The sequence below is a fragment of the Shinella sp. WSD5-1 genome, assembly GCF_963942435.1.
Classification (GTDB): Bacteria; Pseudomonadota; Alphaproteobacteria; order Rhizobiales; family Rhizobiaceae; genus Shinella; species Shinella yambaruensis.
The window spans coordinates 177,313-192,175 of record NZ_OZ012596.1; the positions used below are offsets into that span (position 1 = coordinate 177,313).

15 protein-coding genes are annotated in these 14,863 nt (G+C 65.6%); 11 read left to right on the forward strand and 4 right to left on the reverse strand.

Annotation, left to right across the window (positions count from 1 at the left end; all coding sequences use genetic code 11):
* Nucleotides 1–74: 74 nt before the first annotated feature.
* The 3 genes from AABQ55_RS00835 to AABQ55_RS00845 all read left to right on the forward strand — a co-directional run bounded on the left by AABQ55_RS00835 (nt 75) and on the right by AABQ55_RS00845 (nt 2,770).
* Nucleotides 75–407 carry a hypothetical protein gene (locus AABQ55_RS00835; RefSeq protein WP_272806892.1) on the forward strand — a complete coding sequence of 111 codons (333 nt, stop codon included), beginning with the start codon at nt 75–77 and terminating at the stop codon, nt 405–407.
* A 379-nt stretch (nt 408–786) separates the two neighbouring features.
* Nucleotides 787–1,050, forward strand: a complete 264-nt coding sequence (locus AABQ55_RS00840; RefSeq protein ID WP_244769365.1) for a BON domain-containing protein — start codon at nt 787–789, stop codon at nt 1,048–1,050.
* Between the two features lie 76 nt (nt 1,051–1,126).
* Nucleotides 1,127–2,770: an AMP-binding protein gene (locus AABQ55_RS00845; protein WP_272806893.1), complete on the forward strand. Its 1,644-nt coding sequence runs from the start codon at nt 1,127–1,129 to the stop codon at nt 2,768–2,770.
* 48 nt (nt 2,771–2,818) lie between these two features.
* Here the strand turns inward: AABQ55_RS00845 and AABQ55_RS00850 are convergent, their stop codons facing one another.
* The 3 genes from AABQ55_RS00850 to secA all read right to left on the reverse strand — a co-directional run bounded on the left by AABQ55_RS00850 (nt 2,819) and on the right by secA (nt 8,507).
* Nucleotides 2,819–4,087, reverse strand: coding sequence for a GNAT family N-acetyltransferase (locus tag AABQ55_RS00850; RefSeq protein ID WP_272806894.1), 1,269 nt, complete (start codon nt 4,085–4,087; stop codon nt 2,819–2,821).
* Nucleotides 4,077–5,504, reverse strand: coding sequence for a lipopolysaccharide biosynthesis protein (locus AABQ55_RS00855; RefSeq protein WP_244769362.1), 1,428 nt, complete (start codon nt 5,502–5,504; stop codon nt 4,077–4,079). The genes AABQ55_RS00850 and AABQ55_RS00855 overlap by 11 nt, the downstream gene beginning before the upstream one ends.
* A gap of 276 nt (nt 5,505–5,780) precedes the next feature.
* Nucleotides 5,781–8,507, reverse strand: a complete 2,727-nt coding sequence (secA, locus tag AABQ55_RS00860) for a preprotein translocase subunit SecA (protein WP_272806895.1) — start codon at nt 8,505–8,507, stop codon at nt 5,781–5,783.
* A gap of 237 nt (nt 8,508–8,744) precedes the next feature.
* Between secA and AABQ55_RS00865 the strand changes: the two genes are divergently transcribed.
* The 6 genes from AABQ55_RS00865 (at nt 8,745) to AABQ55_RS00890 (ending at nt 12,839) form a co-directional block, all read left to right on the forward strand.
* Nucleotides 8,745–9,644: a peptidylprolyl isomerase gene (locus AABQ55_RS00865; RefSeq protein WP_272806896.1), complete on the forward strand. Its 900-nt coding sequence runs from the start codon at nt 8,745–8,747 to the stop codon at nt 9,642–9,644.
* A 50-nt stretch (nt 9,645–9,694) separates the two neighbouring features.
* Nucleotides 9,695–10,927: a bifunctional glutamate N-acetyltransferase/amino-acid acetyltransferase ArgJ gene (gene argJ / locus AABQ55_RS00870; RefSeq protein WP_272806897.1), complete on the forward strand. Its 1,233-nt coding sequence runs from the start codon at nt 9,695–9,697 to the stop codon at nt 10,925–10,927.
* Nucleotides 10,928–11,015: 88 nt separating this feature from the next.
* Entirely contained in the window at nt 11,016–11,774 is a 759-nt protein-coding gene (locus AABQ55_RS00875) for a GNAT family N-acetyltransferase (RefSeq protein WP_244769358.1), read from the forward strand.
* Nucleotides 11,771–12,193, forward strand: coding sequence for an 8-oxo-dGTP diphosphatase MutT (gene mutT / locus AABQ55_RS00880; protein WP_272806898.1), 423 nt, complete (start codon nt 11,771–11,773; stop codon nt 12,191–12,193). Before AABQ55_RS00875 ends, mutT begins: the two co-directional genes overlap by 4 nt.
* 108 nt (nt 12,194–12,301) lie before the next feature.
* A complete protein-coding gene (locus AABQ55_RS00885) occupies nt 12,302–12,619 on the forward strand; it encodes a hypothetical protein (RefSeq protein ID WP_244769356.1) in 318 nt (105 codons plus the stop codon).
* Between the two features lie 37 nt (nt 12,620–12,656).
* A complete protein-coding gene (locus AABQ55_RS00890; RefSeq protein WP_244769355.1) occupies nt 12,657–12,839 on the forward strand; it encodes a Flp family type IVb pilin in 183 nt (60 codons plus the stop codon).
* A 1-nt stretch (nt 12,840) separates the two neighbouring features.
* Here AABQ55_RS00890 and AABQ55_RS00895 read toward each other — a convergent pair whose 3' ends face one another.
* The gene (locus tag AABQ55_RS00895) at nt 12,841–13,710 is read right to left on the reverse strand and encodes a methyltransferase domain-containing protein (RefSeq protein WP_272806899.1); all 870 of its coding nucleotides are present in this window, start codon (nt 13,708–13,710) and stop codon (nt 12,841–12,843) included.
* A 62-nt stretch (nt 13,711–13,772) separates the two neighbouring features.
* Here AABQ55_RS00895 and AABQ55_RS00900 point away from each other — a divergent pair, with 62 nt between their 5' ends.
* Nucleotides 13,773–14,564, forward strand: a complete 792-nt coding sequence (locus AABQ55_RS00900; protein WP_272806900.1) for a ComF family protein — start codon at nt 13,773–13,775, stop codon at nt 14,562–14,564.
* Between the two features lie 35 nt (nt 14,565–14,599).
* On the forward strand, nt 14,600–14,857 hold the full coding sequence (gene grxC / locus AABQ55_RS00905; protein ID WP_272806901.1) for a glutaredoxin 3: 258 nt from the start codon (nt 14,600–14,602) through the stop codon (nt 14,855–14,857).
* Nucleotides 14,858–14,863: the final 6 nt, after the last annotated feature.

The window sequence follows — 14,863 nt, forward strand, 5'->3', positions numbered from 1 at the left end:
CGTATTCCTGGAATTATCGGAGGCGCGGGCGTCTTGCGTATCCCCATGCTGCACCTGCACAAGGCGGAGGACAGATGAGCGACTGGATCCTGTTCATCATAGGGCTTGCCATCGCCCTGGCTTTTTCCTTCATCCTGAACACGTTCTTCCTCGGTTCGTTCGTCGCGGGCATGAAGCGCTACCTGCTGGGGCGCATCGTCGGCGGCACGATACGCAACACCAGGATCGACCACGAGGCCACCCATCGTACGCTCGGCCTATTCGGGCTCCAGACACGCAATGGCGGGCCAGGCGACGAGGAAATCGATCGCCTGCGTCCCACGCGCTGGCAGGAAATATTGACGTGGATCTGCTATGCCGGCATGGGCGCAGGCTTTGCGCTGATGATCTATGCCAAGGTCCGATAGCCAGGCAGCACGCATCCCGCCCTGATGCCGCCCGCGGACGCCATGTCGGTCCTGCACGCGGGCGCGGCACGAAGCGCCTACCGATCTCAACGGTCGGCTGCGCGCAAATCATCGATCCGGATCGCCGCCTAGTCCTTCAAAAAATTTGCTTTTTAGCGGGAACAAATTTTGCACGGCCGCATTTATCCGGTGCAACGACAGACACCCCCGGATGTGGTTGCGGAGGGGGACCCGAGAGCGATGTGCACGCTCTTGGGTCTCAACCATGTCGGGGGCAAGGTCGTCGACATGCGACGACACCTGTCTTTCCTTCAGCCATAGAAGAACAAATTCGTTCATTCCGCGTTTTCAAGCGGACGCCGAGGAAGAGGAGCGCGACATGGTCTTCAAGGAAGGTACCTTCAAGGGCGAGCAGCCCGAGCATTTCGACGGACCGCACCCGGCCTGGCTCGAGACCAGGGTGGCGGACGCGCTGTCCATCGCCGGCGATGTGGATGCCTCCGACGTGAGGGTGACCTGCAAGGGCAGGCGGATCATCCTTTCCGGAAGCGTCGGCTCTGCCGAAGAGGCGGACCGGGCCGTCGCGATCGCCGCCTCCGTCAAGGAGGTCAGCGAGGTGGACAACCGCCTCTCCTGGCTCTGACGCCCGCGAAAAGCCGCCATTGCCGGCGGCCCCTCCGGAATGCTAGGTGCAATGCAGCAAACTGGAGTGACGCCGGATGCTCGCCGAGAGATCGACCTATGATGCGCTGTACCGGGACTTCCGCTGGCAGATCCCCGAGCGCTTCAACATAGGCACCGCGGTTTCCAATGCCTGGGCGGCGCACGCGCCGGACCGGGTCTGCCTCCAGCATTTCCTGCCGGACGCCCCGCCGCTCTCACTCACCTATGGCGAGCTCGCCGCCCGGTCGGATGCCTTCGCCGCTGGCCTTGCCGCGGAAGGGGTGAAGGCCGGCGACCGCGTCGCGATCCTGCTGCCGCAGGGCTTCGAGACGGTCATATCGCATCTCGCGATCTACAAGCTCGGCGCCATCGCCCTGCCGCTCGCCTTGCTCTTCGGCGCCGATGCCCTCTCGTTCCGGCTGAAGAATGCCGAGGCGAAGGCGATCGTCACCAATCGTTTCGGCCTGGAGCGCCTGCAGCCGATCCGGGCGGAGCTGCCGACGCTGGATCTGGTGATCGCCACCGAGCCGGCTGCAGGCGCCACGGCAAAGTCCTTCGAGGACCTCATCGTCCGCCATGCCGGCCCCTTCGCGGCCGTGGACAGCGGCCCGGACGATCCGGCGATGATGATCTACACGTCGGGCACGACGGGGCCGCCGAAGGGCGCGCTGCACGGCCATCGCGTGCTGCTCGGCCATGTGCCGGGCTTCCAGATGCATCACGAATTCCTGCCGCAGCCGGGCGACCGCATATGGACACCCTCCGACTGGGCCTGGGCAGGCGGACTTCTCAACGTGCTCCTGCCGGCGCTGCTGCTCGGCGTGCCCGTCGTCTCCTCGCCGGGCCAGAAATTCGACCCCGACATGGCCTATCGGATCATGCAGGACATGGACGTGCGCAATGCCTTCATCCCGCCGACGGCGCTGCGGCTGATGAAAACGGTGGAGAATCCCCGCGAAAAATACCGGCTCAACCTGCGCACAATCGGCTCGGCCGGCGAATCGCTCGGCCGCGAGACCTGGGAATGGGTGCGTGACACGCTGGGTATCACCATCAACGAGTTCTACGGCCAGACCGAGTGCAACATCGTGCTCGGCTCGATCGGCAGGCTCGGTGTGTCGCGGCCGGGGCCGATCGGCAAGCCGGTGCCCGGCCATGTGGTGGCCATCATCGATGCGAACGGCCGGGAAATGCCGCGCGGCACCGTCGGCCAGGTCGCGGTGCAGCGGCCCGATCCCGTCATGTTCCTCGGCTACTGGAAGAACGAGAAGGCAACGGCGGAAAAATTCATTGGCGACTGGATGACGACCGGCGATCTCGGCCGCATGGACGAGGAAGGCTACGTCACCTTCTTCGGCCGCGACGACGACGTCATCACCTCCTCCGGCTACCGCATCGGGCCGAGCGAGATCGAGGATTGCCTGGCCGGCCACCCGGCCGTGCAGCTTGCCGCCGCCGTGGGCAAGCCCGATCCGGTGCGCACGGAGATCGTCAAGGCCTATGTGATGCTGCGCCCCGGCAACGCACCCTCGGACGCCCTGGCGAGCGATATCCGCGACTGGGTGAAATCGCGGCTCTCCATGCACGAATATCCGCGCGAGGTGGATTTCGTCGATGCTCTGCCGCTGACGACCTCCGGCAAGGTCATCCGCCACCTCCTGCGCAAGCGGGCGGCGGAGGAAACGCCGTTCGCCGCCTAGTTCCTTGGCGCTTTAAAATATTGGGCTGCCGCCCGGGCCGGAATGGCCTCAGCGGCGCGCGAGCGCGCGGATCTTCTCGCGCAGCAGCCGCGCGACATTGCGCGTGTTGCGATAAAGGTGAAGCTGCGTCGCCACCTGGCGCACGTCCCGGTCGCGGTTCTGCTGCAGGCCGACGACGAGCGTGCCCATGTCCTCGCGCTCCTCCCAGAAGCGGCTCATGACCGGATGATCCGGCACCGCGCAGGAATCGGACCGGGCGATATTGGCGTCGTCGAGATGCCACTCCGTCAGCTCCGCCACGAGCAGCTTGCCGGGCGAGAACTTCGCGAACTCCTCGTCATAGGCCGTCTTCCACGTATAGGCCTCGCCGCCCATCATGAAGACGATCATCGAGGCGATGGCACGGCCGTCAAGGTCGAGCGTATGGATGCGCACGCCGTCGGTCTCGGCAAGGTTGCTGATCGCCTCGCGGGCGAAGGCGGCGCGATAGCGGTCGTTGATCATCGCCGTGCGGCCGCGGCCCTTCCAGCCCGAGGCTTCGAGCAGCAGGAACTCCTCCATGCGCAGCCGGATGTCGGCGGGCTGGCGGGCGACGTTGTAGAAAAGTGCGCCCATCGCATCGAGCTTGCGCCATTGCCGGCGCAATTCGCGGAAATGCTCCGGCGAGATGGCCCGCTGCAGATAGGTCTGGCCGTCGAGCAGGCTCTCCAGCATCGGGCGGCGATAGGTATCGGTGACGGTGACGGGAAGGTTGCGGCCGATGGCGACCGCGCGCATCAGCTGCGCGAAGGCGCCGTTGAGGCGCAGGTCCGGCAGGACGAGGATGCCCGGCAGGCCGCTGCCGGTGCCGCCAAGGGCCTCGAGCACATTGTCGAGCGTTTCGGCGGCATCCTCGGCATCGACGAGCGGCGTGCCGAGCGGCCCGAACGGGTTCGACCAGGCGCGCAGAATGCTGGAGCCGATGGAAAAGCCCGGCTTCTCGATGGAGAACGGCATGAGGAAACGCATGCGGCTGCGCCCGGCATTCTCGTCGCGCAGCACCGAAAGGCGCACCGTGCGATCCTCGAGGCGCGGCATGGCGGGCGCGAGGAAGCGGCCGGAGAAGAAGACGTTCGGCTCCATGACGCGGTTCGACAGGAAATCGAGTTCCTGCTGCAGCTCATAGCCGGCCGTCGCCGGATAGAGCGCCAGCGACCGGCCGAGGCGGCCGACAGCGATGCGCTGGTCGGCCGGCGGGGCATGCGGCAGGGCGGGCGGAATGGCGGCCTGGGCGCGTCCTGCCGCGATCGTGTGGTCGAAGCCGTAGCTATCGGTCATGGCGGTCCATCCCGTTGGCAAGGCTTGCCTTCACCGGATTGGCGAAGGCGAAGAGAATGATGGAGAGTTTCCGGCGCACGACGAGGTGCAGCAGCATCGCCTCGACGATCATGGCGCCGGTGGTGGCGGCGGCCGCGCCCGTCAGGCCGAAGAGCGGAATGAGCGTGACGTTGAAGCTGATGTTCGCCGCCAGCGCCACGGCATAGACGACGACGCAGAGTTTCTGCTGGCCGGCCATGGTGAGCAACACCTCGCCCGGCCCGATCAGCGCCTTGGCGAGAATGCCGGCGAAGAGGATGAACATCAGGCTGTAGCCCGCCGTGAAGGCGGCACCGAACAGCGACAGCAGGAAATGGCCGAGCGCCAGCACGCCGAGCCCGACTACCAGCGACGGCCAGAAGCTCCAGCGCACCGTCTCGCCGGCAAAGCGCGCCAGCGCCACCCGGTCGCCGGCGGCAAACAACGCGGAAAAGCGCGGCGCGGCGGCGGCCTTCACCGAGAAGAAGACGAAATGGACGAGCGCCATGGTCTTTGCCGCGGCGAAGTAGATGGCGACGCTTTCCGGGTCGAGATAGAGGCCGACGACGATGACATCGGAATTGGTGAGCAGGAAACCGAACCCCTCGATCAGGAAGATCGGCAGTGCCGCCTTGATCCAGAGGGCGAATTCCAGCTTGCGCGGCCCCTTGACGTAACGCCTGCTGAGCCGGCGCAGGATGTTGAAGAACTGCACGACGGTGGTGAGGTAGGTGGCGGCGAGCGCGGCGACCATGGCGGTGAGCGCCGTATGGGGCGCGTCCAGAGACACCGCCAGCACCATGAAGGCGAGGATCAGCAGCGGGCGGATGATATAGGTCGGGCTGAGGGCCACCACCGCCCAGCTGTGAGCGCGTGCCGTACTGTCGAGCACATCGCCGAGCGCGATCATCGGCATGCAGAAGAGGCCGACGAAGAGCGGCACGACATAATAATCGGCAAAGCTTTCGTGGAAGACCCAGAGGACGAGCAGACCGATAGTCGCCAGCACCGTCGAGGACAGCATAGCGAAGACACGTGCCGTCGAGGTGAGGCCGCGAATCTCCGCATGCGCGCTGCGCCCGGCATAATCCGGCAGGAAGCGCACCACGGTGGTGTGGATACCGAGACAGGACAGGTCGCCGAAGATGACGACGAGCGCCCAGACGAAGACGAAGATGCCGTATTCGAACTCGCCCATCACGCGGGCAAGGACGATCTGCGAGAGGAAGGCGATCGCCGCGTTGATGACGCGGATGGCGAAGGTGATGAGCGCCATGCGCTGGGCGAGGTTGCGGGGATCGTCGCTGACGAGGATCGTTCCGAGCGCGCGCACGAGCGGTTCCGCCTTGCCGCGCAGGGCCGATGGCAGCAATTTCTCCGCCGACTGAATGACCGCCATCAACACAGGAACCCGTACGCAACGCAGAACTGAACGATAGCCAGTCTTGTCAGATCAGGGTTAACAAACGGTTGGGCCGCAAAGAAAGTGCAGCCCGGACGCGGCAGTCAAAAGGCCAACCGAGGATTGAGCCCTCTCCTCCATCTTGGTCGGGCCCGACCGACCATCCATGCCACAAACGCCGTGCACGCTGCGTGAATCCTCAGGTCGAGCCCGAGGATGACGCTGGAGGGTGGAGGCGGCGGACAGGGTCAGCCGCCAACGTCATTTTTTCGATCACGCCTGCTCGAAGGCGCCGTGGCAATGCTTGTATTTCTTGCCCGAGCCGCAGGGGCAGGCCTCGTTGCGCGACACGCGGCCCCAGGTCGACGGATCGTTCGGATCGCGATCCTCCGGAGAAACGCCGACAGCCATGAAGCCGCCGCCGTTGCCTTCGCCGAAATCGTCCTCGCCGGTGGTGCCGTCGATATGATGGCCTTCCATCTCCGGCGGCACCGGCACGGGGGCATCGGCGGCCTGGCGCACCAGTTCGACGCGCATCAGCTGCGCGGTGACGGTCTGGCGCAGGTTCGCCAGCAGCGCCTGGAAGAGCTCGAAGGCCTCGGCCTTGTATTCCTGCAGCGGATCGCGCTGGGCATAGCCGCGGAAGCCGATGACAGAGCGCAGATGATCGAGGTTGACGATGTGCTCGCGCCAGAGATGATCCAGCGTCTGGAGCAGCACGGAGCGCTCCACATAGGTCATGATCTCGGGGCCGAAGCGCTCCGCACGGTCGGCAGCCGCCTGGTCGGTCGCCTTGTGCAGGCGCTCGAGGATGTCCTTTTCGTCGATGCCTTCCTCGGCCGCCCAGGCGTCGATCGGCAGATCGAGGTTGAGCTGTTCGAGAACGCCCTTCTTGAGCCCCGCGACATCCCACTGCTCGGCATAGGCGTTTTCCGGGATGTGCAGGCGGACGAGGTTCTCCACCACTTCGTGGCGCATGTCGCCGACGATTTCGGACAGGTTCTCGCCGTCCATCAGCTCGATGCGCTGCTCGAAAATGACCTTGCGCTGGTCGTTCAACACGTCGTCATATTTCAGGAGGTTCTTGCGGATGTCGAAGTTGCGCGCCTCGACCTTCTTCTGCGCACGCTCCAGCGCCTTGTTGATCCAGGGATGGACGATCGCCTCGCCTTCCTTGAGACCGAGCTTCTGCAGCATGGAATCCATGCGCTCGGAGCCGAAGATGCGCATCAGGTCGTCCTGCAGCGACAGGAAGAACTTGGAGCGGCCCGGGTCGCCCTGGCGGCCGGAACGGCCGCGCAGCTGGTTGTCGATGCGGCGGCTTTCATGGCGTTCGGTGGCGAGAACATAGAGGCCGCCGGCGGCGAGCGCCTGCTCCTTCAGCTTCTTCACCTCGGCGACGATGGCCTCGCGTTTCGCATCGCGCTCCGGACCCGGCTCCATCTCGGCAAGCTCGCGCTCGAGGCGCATGTCGAGGTTGCCGCCGAGCTGGATGTCGGTGCCGCGGCCGGCCATGTTGGTGGCGATCGTCACGGCGCCCGGCACGCCGGCCTGCGAGACGATATAGGCCTCCTGCTCGTGATAGCGGGCATTGAGGACCTGGAAGTCCTTGAAGCCCGACATCTTCAGCCGCTCGGCGAGATATTCGGACTTTTCGATCGAGGTGGTGCCGACGAGGACCGGCTGGCCCTTCTCCCTGGCGTCCTTGATCTCCTGGATGATCGCCTTGTACTTCTCCTCGACTGTCCGGTAGACCTCGTCGTCCTCGTCGAGGCGCTGGATCGGCAGGTTGGTCGGCACTTCGACGACGTCGAGGCCGTAGATGTTGCCGAATTCCTCGGCTTCCGTGGAGGCCGTGCCCGTCATGCCGCCGAGCTTGGAATACATGCGGAAATAATTCTGGAAGGTGATCGAGGCCAGCGTCTGGTTTTCCGGCTGGATCGTGACCTTTTCCTTGGCTTCCAGCGCCTGGTGCTGGCCTTCCGAATAGCGCCGGCCCGGCATCATGCGGCCGGTGAACTCGTCGATGATGACGATCTCGTCGTTGCGGACGATGTAGTCCTTGTCGCGGGTGAAGAGCTTGTGCGCCTTCAGCGCATTGTTGATGTGGTGGACGATGGCGACGTTCTCGACGTCGTAGAGCGATTCGCCCTTGAGAAGCCCCGCCTGGCGCAGGAGACCTTCCAGCTTCTCCGTGCCGACTTCGGAGAAGTTGGCCGAGCGCTGCTTCTCGTCGATCTCGTAGTCCGCTTCGTCCAGCATCGGGATGAAGGTGTCGATCGTCGTGTAGAGGTCGGAGCGGTCGTCGAGGGGGCCGGAAATGATCAGCGGCGTGCGCGCTTCGTCGACGAGGATGGAGTCCACTTCGTCGACGATGGCGAAGAAGTGGCCGCGCTGCACCATCTGGCCGCGCTCGTACTTCATGTTGTCGCGCAGATAGTCGAAGCCGAGTTCGTTGTTCGTCGCGTAGGTGATGTCTGAGGCATAGGCGGCGCGGCGCTGGTCGTCGTCGAGGCCGTGCACGATAACGCCGGTGGTGAGCCCCAGGAAGCCGTAGATCTTGCCCATCTGGGCGCTGTCACGGGTGGCGAGGTAGTCGTTGACCGTGACGACATGCACGCCCTTGCCGGCGAGCGCGTTGAGATAGACGGGCAGCGTCGCGACGAGCGTCTTGCCTTCACCGGTCTTCATCTCGGCGATCGATTTCTCGTGCAGGATCATGCCGCCGATCAGCTGGACGTCGAAGGGACGCAGGCCAAGGACGCGGAAGGCCGCTTCGCGGGCGACGGCAAAGGCCGGGACCAGGATATCGTCGAGCGTCTTGCCGGCGGCGAGCTGCTCGCGGAATTCCGCGGTCTTCGCCCGCAGCGCTTCGTCGGAAAGCGCCTTCATCTCGGGTTCGAGCGCGTTGATGGCATCGACGCGGGGCTTGTAGGAGCGGATGCGACGATCGTTCGAGGAACCGAACAACTTGCGGGCTAGGCCGCCGAGGCTGACCATCAGGATGGTCCTTTCTTTGTGGCACCCGGCGCGTGACAGGTCGCACGATATTTGCGCGCAAAGCCTTGAGACGCCCGGAAACTGTTCTGGACGCGGGATTGCGTGACAGATAAGAGGGGGGTCGAATGATGTCAACGGCTCAGGCGGTTGCACAACTGCCACATTCTGGTGGTGTTGAGCCGTCTGGCACCGGATATCGGCCCGATTCCGGCGAGGATGTGAAAGGTCTTTTTCGATATGTTCAAGTACAGCAAGCTCGCAGCAGTCGCCCTGATCGCGATTGCCGCCGCAAGCACCAGCGCCGGCGCACAGGATGCGGCGGCCGACCCGGTCATCGCCAAGGTCGGCACGGTCGAGATCCACGAATCGGAGCTGAAGCTCGCCATTGCCGGCCTCGACCCGCAGCTCGCCAACCTGCCGGACGAGCAGAAGCGCGTCGCCGCCCTCTCCTCGATCATCGACGTGAAGCTGCTCGCCGCCGACGCCGGCAAGGAAGGCCTGCAGGATACGCCCGACTTCAAGCAGCGCCTCGCCTTCCTCACCGATCGCGAGCTGCACAACGCCTATTTCAAGAAGCACGTCGTCGACGCCGTGACCCCGGAAGAGGTAAAGGCACGCTACGACAAGGAAGTCGCCGCCATTGAGCCGGAGGATGAAATCCGCGCCCGCCACATCCTCGTCAAGACCGAGGACGAGGCCAAGGCCGTGATCGCCGAACTCGATGCCGGCAAGGACTTCGTCGAGATCGCCAAGGAAAAGTCGACCGACCCGAACAAGTCCGAAGGCGGCGACCTCGGCTATTTCGGCAAGGGCCGCATGGTTCCGGAATTCGAGACGGCCGCCTTCGCGTTGGAGAAGGGCGCCTATTCCAAGGAACCGGTGAAGAGCCAGTTCGGCTTCCACGTCATCAAGGTCGAGGACAAGCGCAAGCAGCAGCCCCCGGCGCTCGACCAGGTCGAAAGCCAGGTTCGCCAGCTCGTCATGCGCGACAAGTATCTGGAGCTCCTGGAAAAGGCCAAGGCGGCAGCCCCCGTTGACATCCAGGACGCCGCGCTGAAGACCGCCTATGACGCGGTTAACAAGCCGGAAGCGGCAGGTGAAGGCGAAGGCGCGCCGGCAACCGAAGGCCAGCAGTAATCGACAACGGCCCGGCGACTGCCGGGCCTTTCTTGAAACAGGAAAGCACGATGTCCGGTTCCGTCTCCCCGCTCGCTCCCAAAACCTATGCCGACATGCCGCCGGTGCGCGGCGTGCGCATGGCGACCGCCGCCGCCGGGATCAAGTACAAGAACCGGACGGACGTGCTGATGATGGTGTTCGACCGCCCCGCGGCGGTCGCAGGCGCCTTCACCCGCTCGAAATGCCCCTCCGCGCCGGTCGATTTCTGCCGCGCCAATCTTCCGGGCGGCGTTGCCCGCGCCGTGGTGGTCAATTCCGGCAATGCGAATGCCTTCACCGGCCGCAAGGGCCGCGAATCGACGCAGATGACCGCGGAAGCCGCTGCAAGGGCCGTCGGCTGCAGCGAAGGCGAGGTCTTCCTTGCCTCGACCGGCGTCATCGGCGAGCCGCTCGACGCGACGAAATTCTCCGGCGTGCTCGACAGCCTCGCCGCCTCCGGCACGGAGGACTTCTGGTTCGAGGCCGCCAAGGCCATCATGACGACGGACACCTATCCGAAGGTCGCCACGCGCACGGCCGAACTCGGCGGCGTCACCGTCCGCATCAACGGCATCGCCAAGGGCGCCGGCATGATCGCGCCGGACATGGCGACCATGCTCTCCTTCGTCGTCACCGACGCAAGCATTCCCGCATCGGTGCTGCAATCGCTGCTCTCGGCCGGCGTCGGTCCGACCTTCAATTCCGTCACCGTCGACAGCGACACCTCGACCTCGGACACGCTGATGCTGTTTGCGACCGGCGCTGCCGAGGGCCAGGCGCCGGTGACGGCCGACGATGCCGCGCTCGACGGTTTCCGCGCCGCTCTCAACGATCTCCTGCGCGACCTTGCGCTCCAGGTCGTACGCGATGGCGAAGGCGCACGGAAAATGGTGGAAATCACCGTCGAGGGCGCCGAAAACGACGCGGCGGCCAAGCGCATCGCCCTGTCGATCGCCAATTCTCCGCTGGTCAAGACCGCCGTTGCCGGCGAGGACGCCAACTGGGGCCGCGTCGTCATGGCCGTCGGCAAATCCGGCGAGATGGCCGACCGCGACCGCCTCGCCATCTGGTTCGGCGACGTCCGCGTCGCCGTCGACGGCGAGCGCGACCCCGCCTATTCCGAAGAGGCGGCCACCGCCGTCATGCAGCGCGAGGACATCCCTGTCCGCGTCGAGATCGGCCTCGGCACCGGCAAGGCGACGGTCTGGACCTGCGACCTCACCAAGGAATATGTCGAGATCAACGGCGACTACCGCAGCTGATGCCGCTCCAGCAGATACGCGCAGCATTTGCTGGTAAAGACACGAGAACAGAGGCCCGGCGCGCGTGACGCCCTCCGAACGAACCACGATGAGCGATCTTCCCAAAGTCCGCCGGCTTGAGGCCGTCGGTTTCCGCGCCTGGCCGGCCGCCTCCGTGCACTACGACGGAAGCTGGCTCTTTCGGCTGACCGCCGGCCATCCCTCGCGCCGGCTGAACTCGGTGAACCCGCTCGACCCGTCCGACACGCGCGACATCGATATCCGCCTGGAAAAGGCGGCCAAGAAGTTTTCCGACTACGGTCGCCCGCTGCTAGTGCGCCAGACGCCGCTGACCCCGCCGAAACTTGTCGCCCACATGGACGATGCCGGCTGGACGGAAGCGGGCCGCACCATCGTCATGACGGCCGACCTTGCCACGCTGCCGCGTGACGAGGGGCTCGACCATCTGCCGAGCCGCGACGTCGGCAGGTTCGTCGATGCGCGTATCCGCGTTGCCGGCGACGACCCGGCGCTGAAGCCCGGCCTCACCGAGATCATCAACGCCATCAAGCCGGAAACCGGGCTGTTCATCTTCGAGGAGCCGGATTTCGGCCCGACGGCCGTGGCGATCGCCGTACATGACAACGACCTCGTCGGCATCCTCCAGCTTGGCGTCGCGGAGGAAAGGCGCGGCCGCGGTCTCGGCACCGCCGTCCTCCATGCCGCGCTGCGCTGGGCAAAGCTCAAGGGCGCACGCCAGGCCTGGGTGCAGGTCGAGGCCGAGAATGCCGCCGCCATCGCGCTCTATCGCCGCGCGGGCTTCAAGGACGTCTACCAGTACAGCTACCGGGGGCCTGCCGCGGCATGAGCGAGATCGAAACGAAACCCCGCCGCATCCTGCTCGTCGCCGCCTGCGCGCTCGTCGACGCCGATGGCCGCATTCTGCTGGCGCAGCGCCCGGAGGGGAAATCGCTCGCCGGCCTGTGGGAGTTTCCCGGCGGCAAGGTGGAGCAGGGCGAAACGCCGGAAGAGACGCTGATCCGCGAACTGGACGAGGAACTCGGCATCCGCACGAAGGTGGCCTGCCTCGCCCCGCTGACCTTTGCCAGCCATACCTATGACGACTTCCATCTCCTGATGCCGCTCTACATCTGCCGCCGCTTCGAGGGCACCGCGCACGGCCGCGAGGGGCAGGCGATCAAGTGGGTGCGGTCGAAGGCGCTGCGCGACTATCCGATGCCCCCGGCCGACGAACCGCTCATCCCCTTCCTGATGGACCTTCTTTGAAGGCCTGGCGAGAATTTACCCAGCATTTTCCATGCTCCGTTAAGCAATCGTTTAGCACCCTCGTTCAATGATCGGTCTTGAACGTTGCAATGCCTACGAGACCCTGTGATGCGTGACGAAGACTTCTGGAAAGCCGTTCAGGAGAAGGATTTCACGTCGGCCGGCGATACCCGGACCGGCGCGCTCAACCTCGCCCTGCTCTTCGGCACGGCTGTCATCGCGCTTGCGCTCGTCCTGACCCCGGTTCTTTCCGCAAAGACCGACAAGCGCATGATGGCAAATGTGCCGGATGAATTCGACATGATCTCGACGGGATCGATCCCGTCGGACGGCAGAAAGCGCTATACGGTGCGCCGCAGCGTCCTGCAGGAAATGCCGGGCGCCGTCTGCATCGTCAACGGCACCGGTGGAAACAACGGCTGTTGAGCAGAAACAACGATGCGCGAGGGCGCGGGAGCGTGGAATGGTGCTGAAATCACTGAAATCATTCTGCTCCGACCGCACCGGCGGCACGGCTGTCGAATACGGGCTCCTGCTCGGGCTCATCTCGATCGGCCTGCTGGCCGGCCTCGAAGCCTTCAGCAACAGCCTTTCGGACACCTTCGGCACCATCACCAACACCATCGACTCCGCCGGTACAGAATAAATCAGGTGCCGCCGCCCTGCTTCAGGGCATCGGCGAGGCGCATCGTCGCCGAGCCGGGTTTCAGCGGCTTCTGCTGGCTTTCGTGCGGCGCCCAGCCTGAAACATAGATGACCGAAAAGCTCGCACGGATGCGCCCGTCCGGATCGGAGAAGCGCTCCGCATAAAGCTCCGCCGCGCGCAGGAGGACGCCGCGCGTGAGCGGCCGGCGGCTGCGGCCGGCGAGCGGATTGGCCATGCCCATGGCCCGCAGGTCCTTCATCAGCGGAAAGATCGAATCGTAACGCACCGTATAGGTCTCCCGGTCCGTCACCGGCAGGGCGAAGCCGCCGCGCTGGAGAAGCGCGCCGACATCGCGCACATCCGGGAAGGGAATGACCCGCGGGCTCGCCCCGCCCGTGACCTCGCTTTCCGCCGCAAGCAGCACCTCGCGCAGTTCCTGCAGGGTGCCGCTGCCGGGGATGGCCGCAAGGAACAGCCCGTCCGGCTTCAGCGCACGGCGGATCTGCACGAAGACGCCCGGCGTGTCGTTGGTGAGGTGCAGCGCCAGCGGCGAGACGATGAGGTTGGCCGACTGCGGCTCCAGCGGCACCGTTTCGAGCGGCGACACCGTCAGCGCCTCGCCCGGCGCGGCGAACCGCGCGTCGCTTTCCACCCGCTCCATCCCGTCCACCTTGCCCGTCGCGACGATCGCCCGCGCGGCGGCACCGGTGTGGCCGTGCAGCTCGACGGCCCGCTCGAAGCGGCGTTCGATGACGCTGAGGCGCTCGGCAAGCTCGCGCGCCACCACGTCGAGCAGGAAATCCGCCGGCTGGCCGGCAAGCGCGCGCCGCCGGTTCGTGTCGATCAGGGATTGGTCGAAGAGCGTTTCCATGGGAGGGGTCCGGTTCGCAATTCCATTCGCTTTGGCCGCTTGGACCGACTATTGTCAACCGCATGGGCGAAATCGAGGCCGAGGCAGCACCGGCAGTCCCGCTCCGGCAGGCCCTTGCCCGCCGGCTGCGCGGCCTTGCGGGCAGCGCCCTCGACCTCGTCTATCCACCGGCCTGCGCAGGCTGCGGCGTGCTGCTCGGCAGCCGTGCAGGCCTCTGCCCGCGGTGCTGGTCGAAGCTCGCCCTGATCGAACGCCCCTATTGCGAGGTGCTCGGCACGCCCTTCTCGCACGATCTCGGCCCTGGCATCCTCAGCGCCGACGCCATCGCCAACCCGCCGCCTTTCGACCGGCTGCGCTCCGTCGCGCTCTACGACGACCTTGCCCGCGTGCTCGTCCATGCGCTGAAGTACCGCGACCGCACCGATCTCGCGCCGATGATGGCCGGATGGATGCTGCGCGCCGGCGACGGCACCGTGGAGGTCGCGGACGCCATCGTCCCCGTTCCCCTGCATCGCTTCCGCCTCCTCTGGCGCAAGTTCAACCAGTCGTCGGAGCTTGCCCGCGCGCTCGGCGGGCTTTCCGGCAGGCCCGTTCTCGTCGATGCCGTGCGCCGCACGAAACGCACCCGCCGCCAGATCGGCCTCGGACCCCGCGCCCGCGAGGAGAACGTGCGCGGCGCCTTCACCGTCACGCCGGAGGGCCGCGAGGCGCTGTTCGGCCGCCGCGTGGTGCTCGTCGACGACGTCTATACGACCGGGGCCACCGTTTCGGCCGTCACGCGCGCGCTGAAACGGGCAGGCGCCGCCGACATCACCGTTTTGACCTTTGCAAGGGCGCTTCCCGGACCTATATGAAAGACAAGGTTTTCCAAGCTTTGGAGCAGGAGAATATGGCTTCGGTCGTCATCTATACGCGTCAGTTCTGCGGCTATTGCAGCGCCGCCAAGAAACTTCTCGAAACCAAGGGCGTGGCCTACCAGGAGCACGACGCGACCTATGCGCCGGAGATCCGCCAGGAGATGATCAAGCGCGCCAACGGCCGCAGCACCTTCCCGCAGATCTTCATCGACGAACGCCATGTCGGCGGCTGCGACGACCTGCACGCCCTGGAGCGCGCCGGCGAACTCGACGCCCTGCTCGTAGCCTGAGGAGTT

Bases quoted from the DNA above. Each gene is read 5' to 3' on its own strand.
- AABQ55_RS00835 (WP_272806892.1), top strand. From the start codon at position 75: ATGAGCGACTGGATCCTGTTCATCATAGGGCTTGCCATCGCCCTGGCT.
- AABQ55_RS00840 (WP_244769365.1), top strand. From the start codon at position 787: ATGGTCTTCAAGGAAGGTACCTTCAAGGGCGAGCAGCCCGAGCATTTC.
- AABQ55_RS00845 (WP_272806893.1), top strand. From the start codon at position 1,127: ATGCTCGCCGAGAGATCGACCTATGATGCGCTGTACCGGGACTTCCGC.
- AABQ55_RS00850 (WP_272806894.1), bottom strand. From the start codon at position 4,087: ATGACCGATAGCTACGGCTTCGACCACACGATCGCGGCAGGACGCGCC.
- AABQ55_RS00855 (WP_244769362.1), bottom strand. From the start codon at position 5,504: ATGGCGGTCATTCAGTCGGCGGAGAAATTGCTGCCATCGGCCCTGCGC.
- secA (WP_272806895.1), bottom strand. From the start codon at position 8,507: ATGGTCAGCCTCGGCGGCCTAGCCCGCAAGTTGTTCGGTTCCTCGAAC.
- AABQ55_RS00865 (WP_272806896.1), top strand. From the start codon at position 8,745: ATGTTCAAGTACAGCAAGCTCGCAGCAGTCGCCCTGATCGCGATTGCC.
- argJ (WP_272806897.1), top strand. From the start codon at position 9,695: ATGTCCGGTTCCGTCTCCCCGCTCGCTCCCAAAACCTATGCCGACATG.
- AABQ55_RS00875 (WP_244769358.1), top strand. From the start codon at position 11,016: ATGAGCGATCTTCCCAAAGTCCGCCGGCTTGAGGCCGTCGGTTTCCGC.
- mutT (WP_272806898.1), top strand. From the start codon at position 11,771: ATGAGCGAGATCGAAACGAAACCCCGCCGCATCCTGCTCGTCGCCGCC.
- AABQ55_RS00885 (WP_244769356.1), top strand. From the start codon at position 12,302: ATGCGTGACGAAGACTTCTGGAAAGCCGTTCAGGAGAAGGATTTCACG.
- AABQ55_RS00890 (WP_244769355.1), top strand. From the start codon at position 12,657: ATGGTGCTGAAATCACTGAAATCATTCTGCTCCGACCGCACCGGCGGC.
- AABQ55_RS00895 (WP_272806899.1), bottom strand. From the start codon at position 13,710: ATGGAAACGCTCTTCGACCAATCCCTGATCGACACGAACCGGCGGCGC.
- AABQ55_RS00900 (WP_272806900.1), top strand. From the start codon at position 13,773: ATGGGCGAAATCGAGGCCGAGGCAGCACCGGCAGTCCCGCTCCGGCAG.
- grxC (WP_272806901.1), top strand. From the start codon at position 14,600: ATGGCTTCGGTCGTCATCTATACGCGTCAGTTCTGCGGCTATTGCAGC.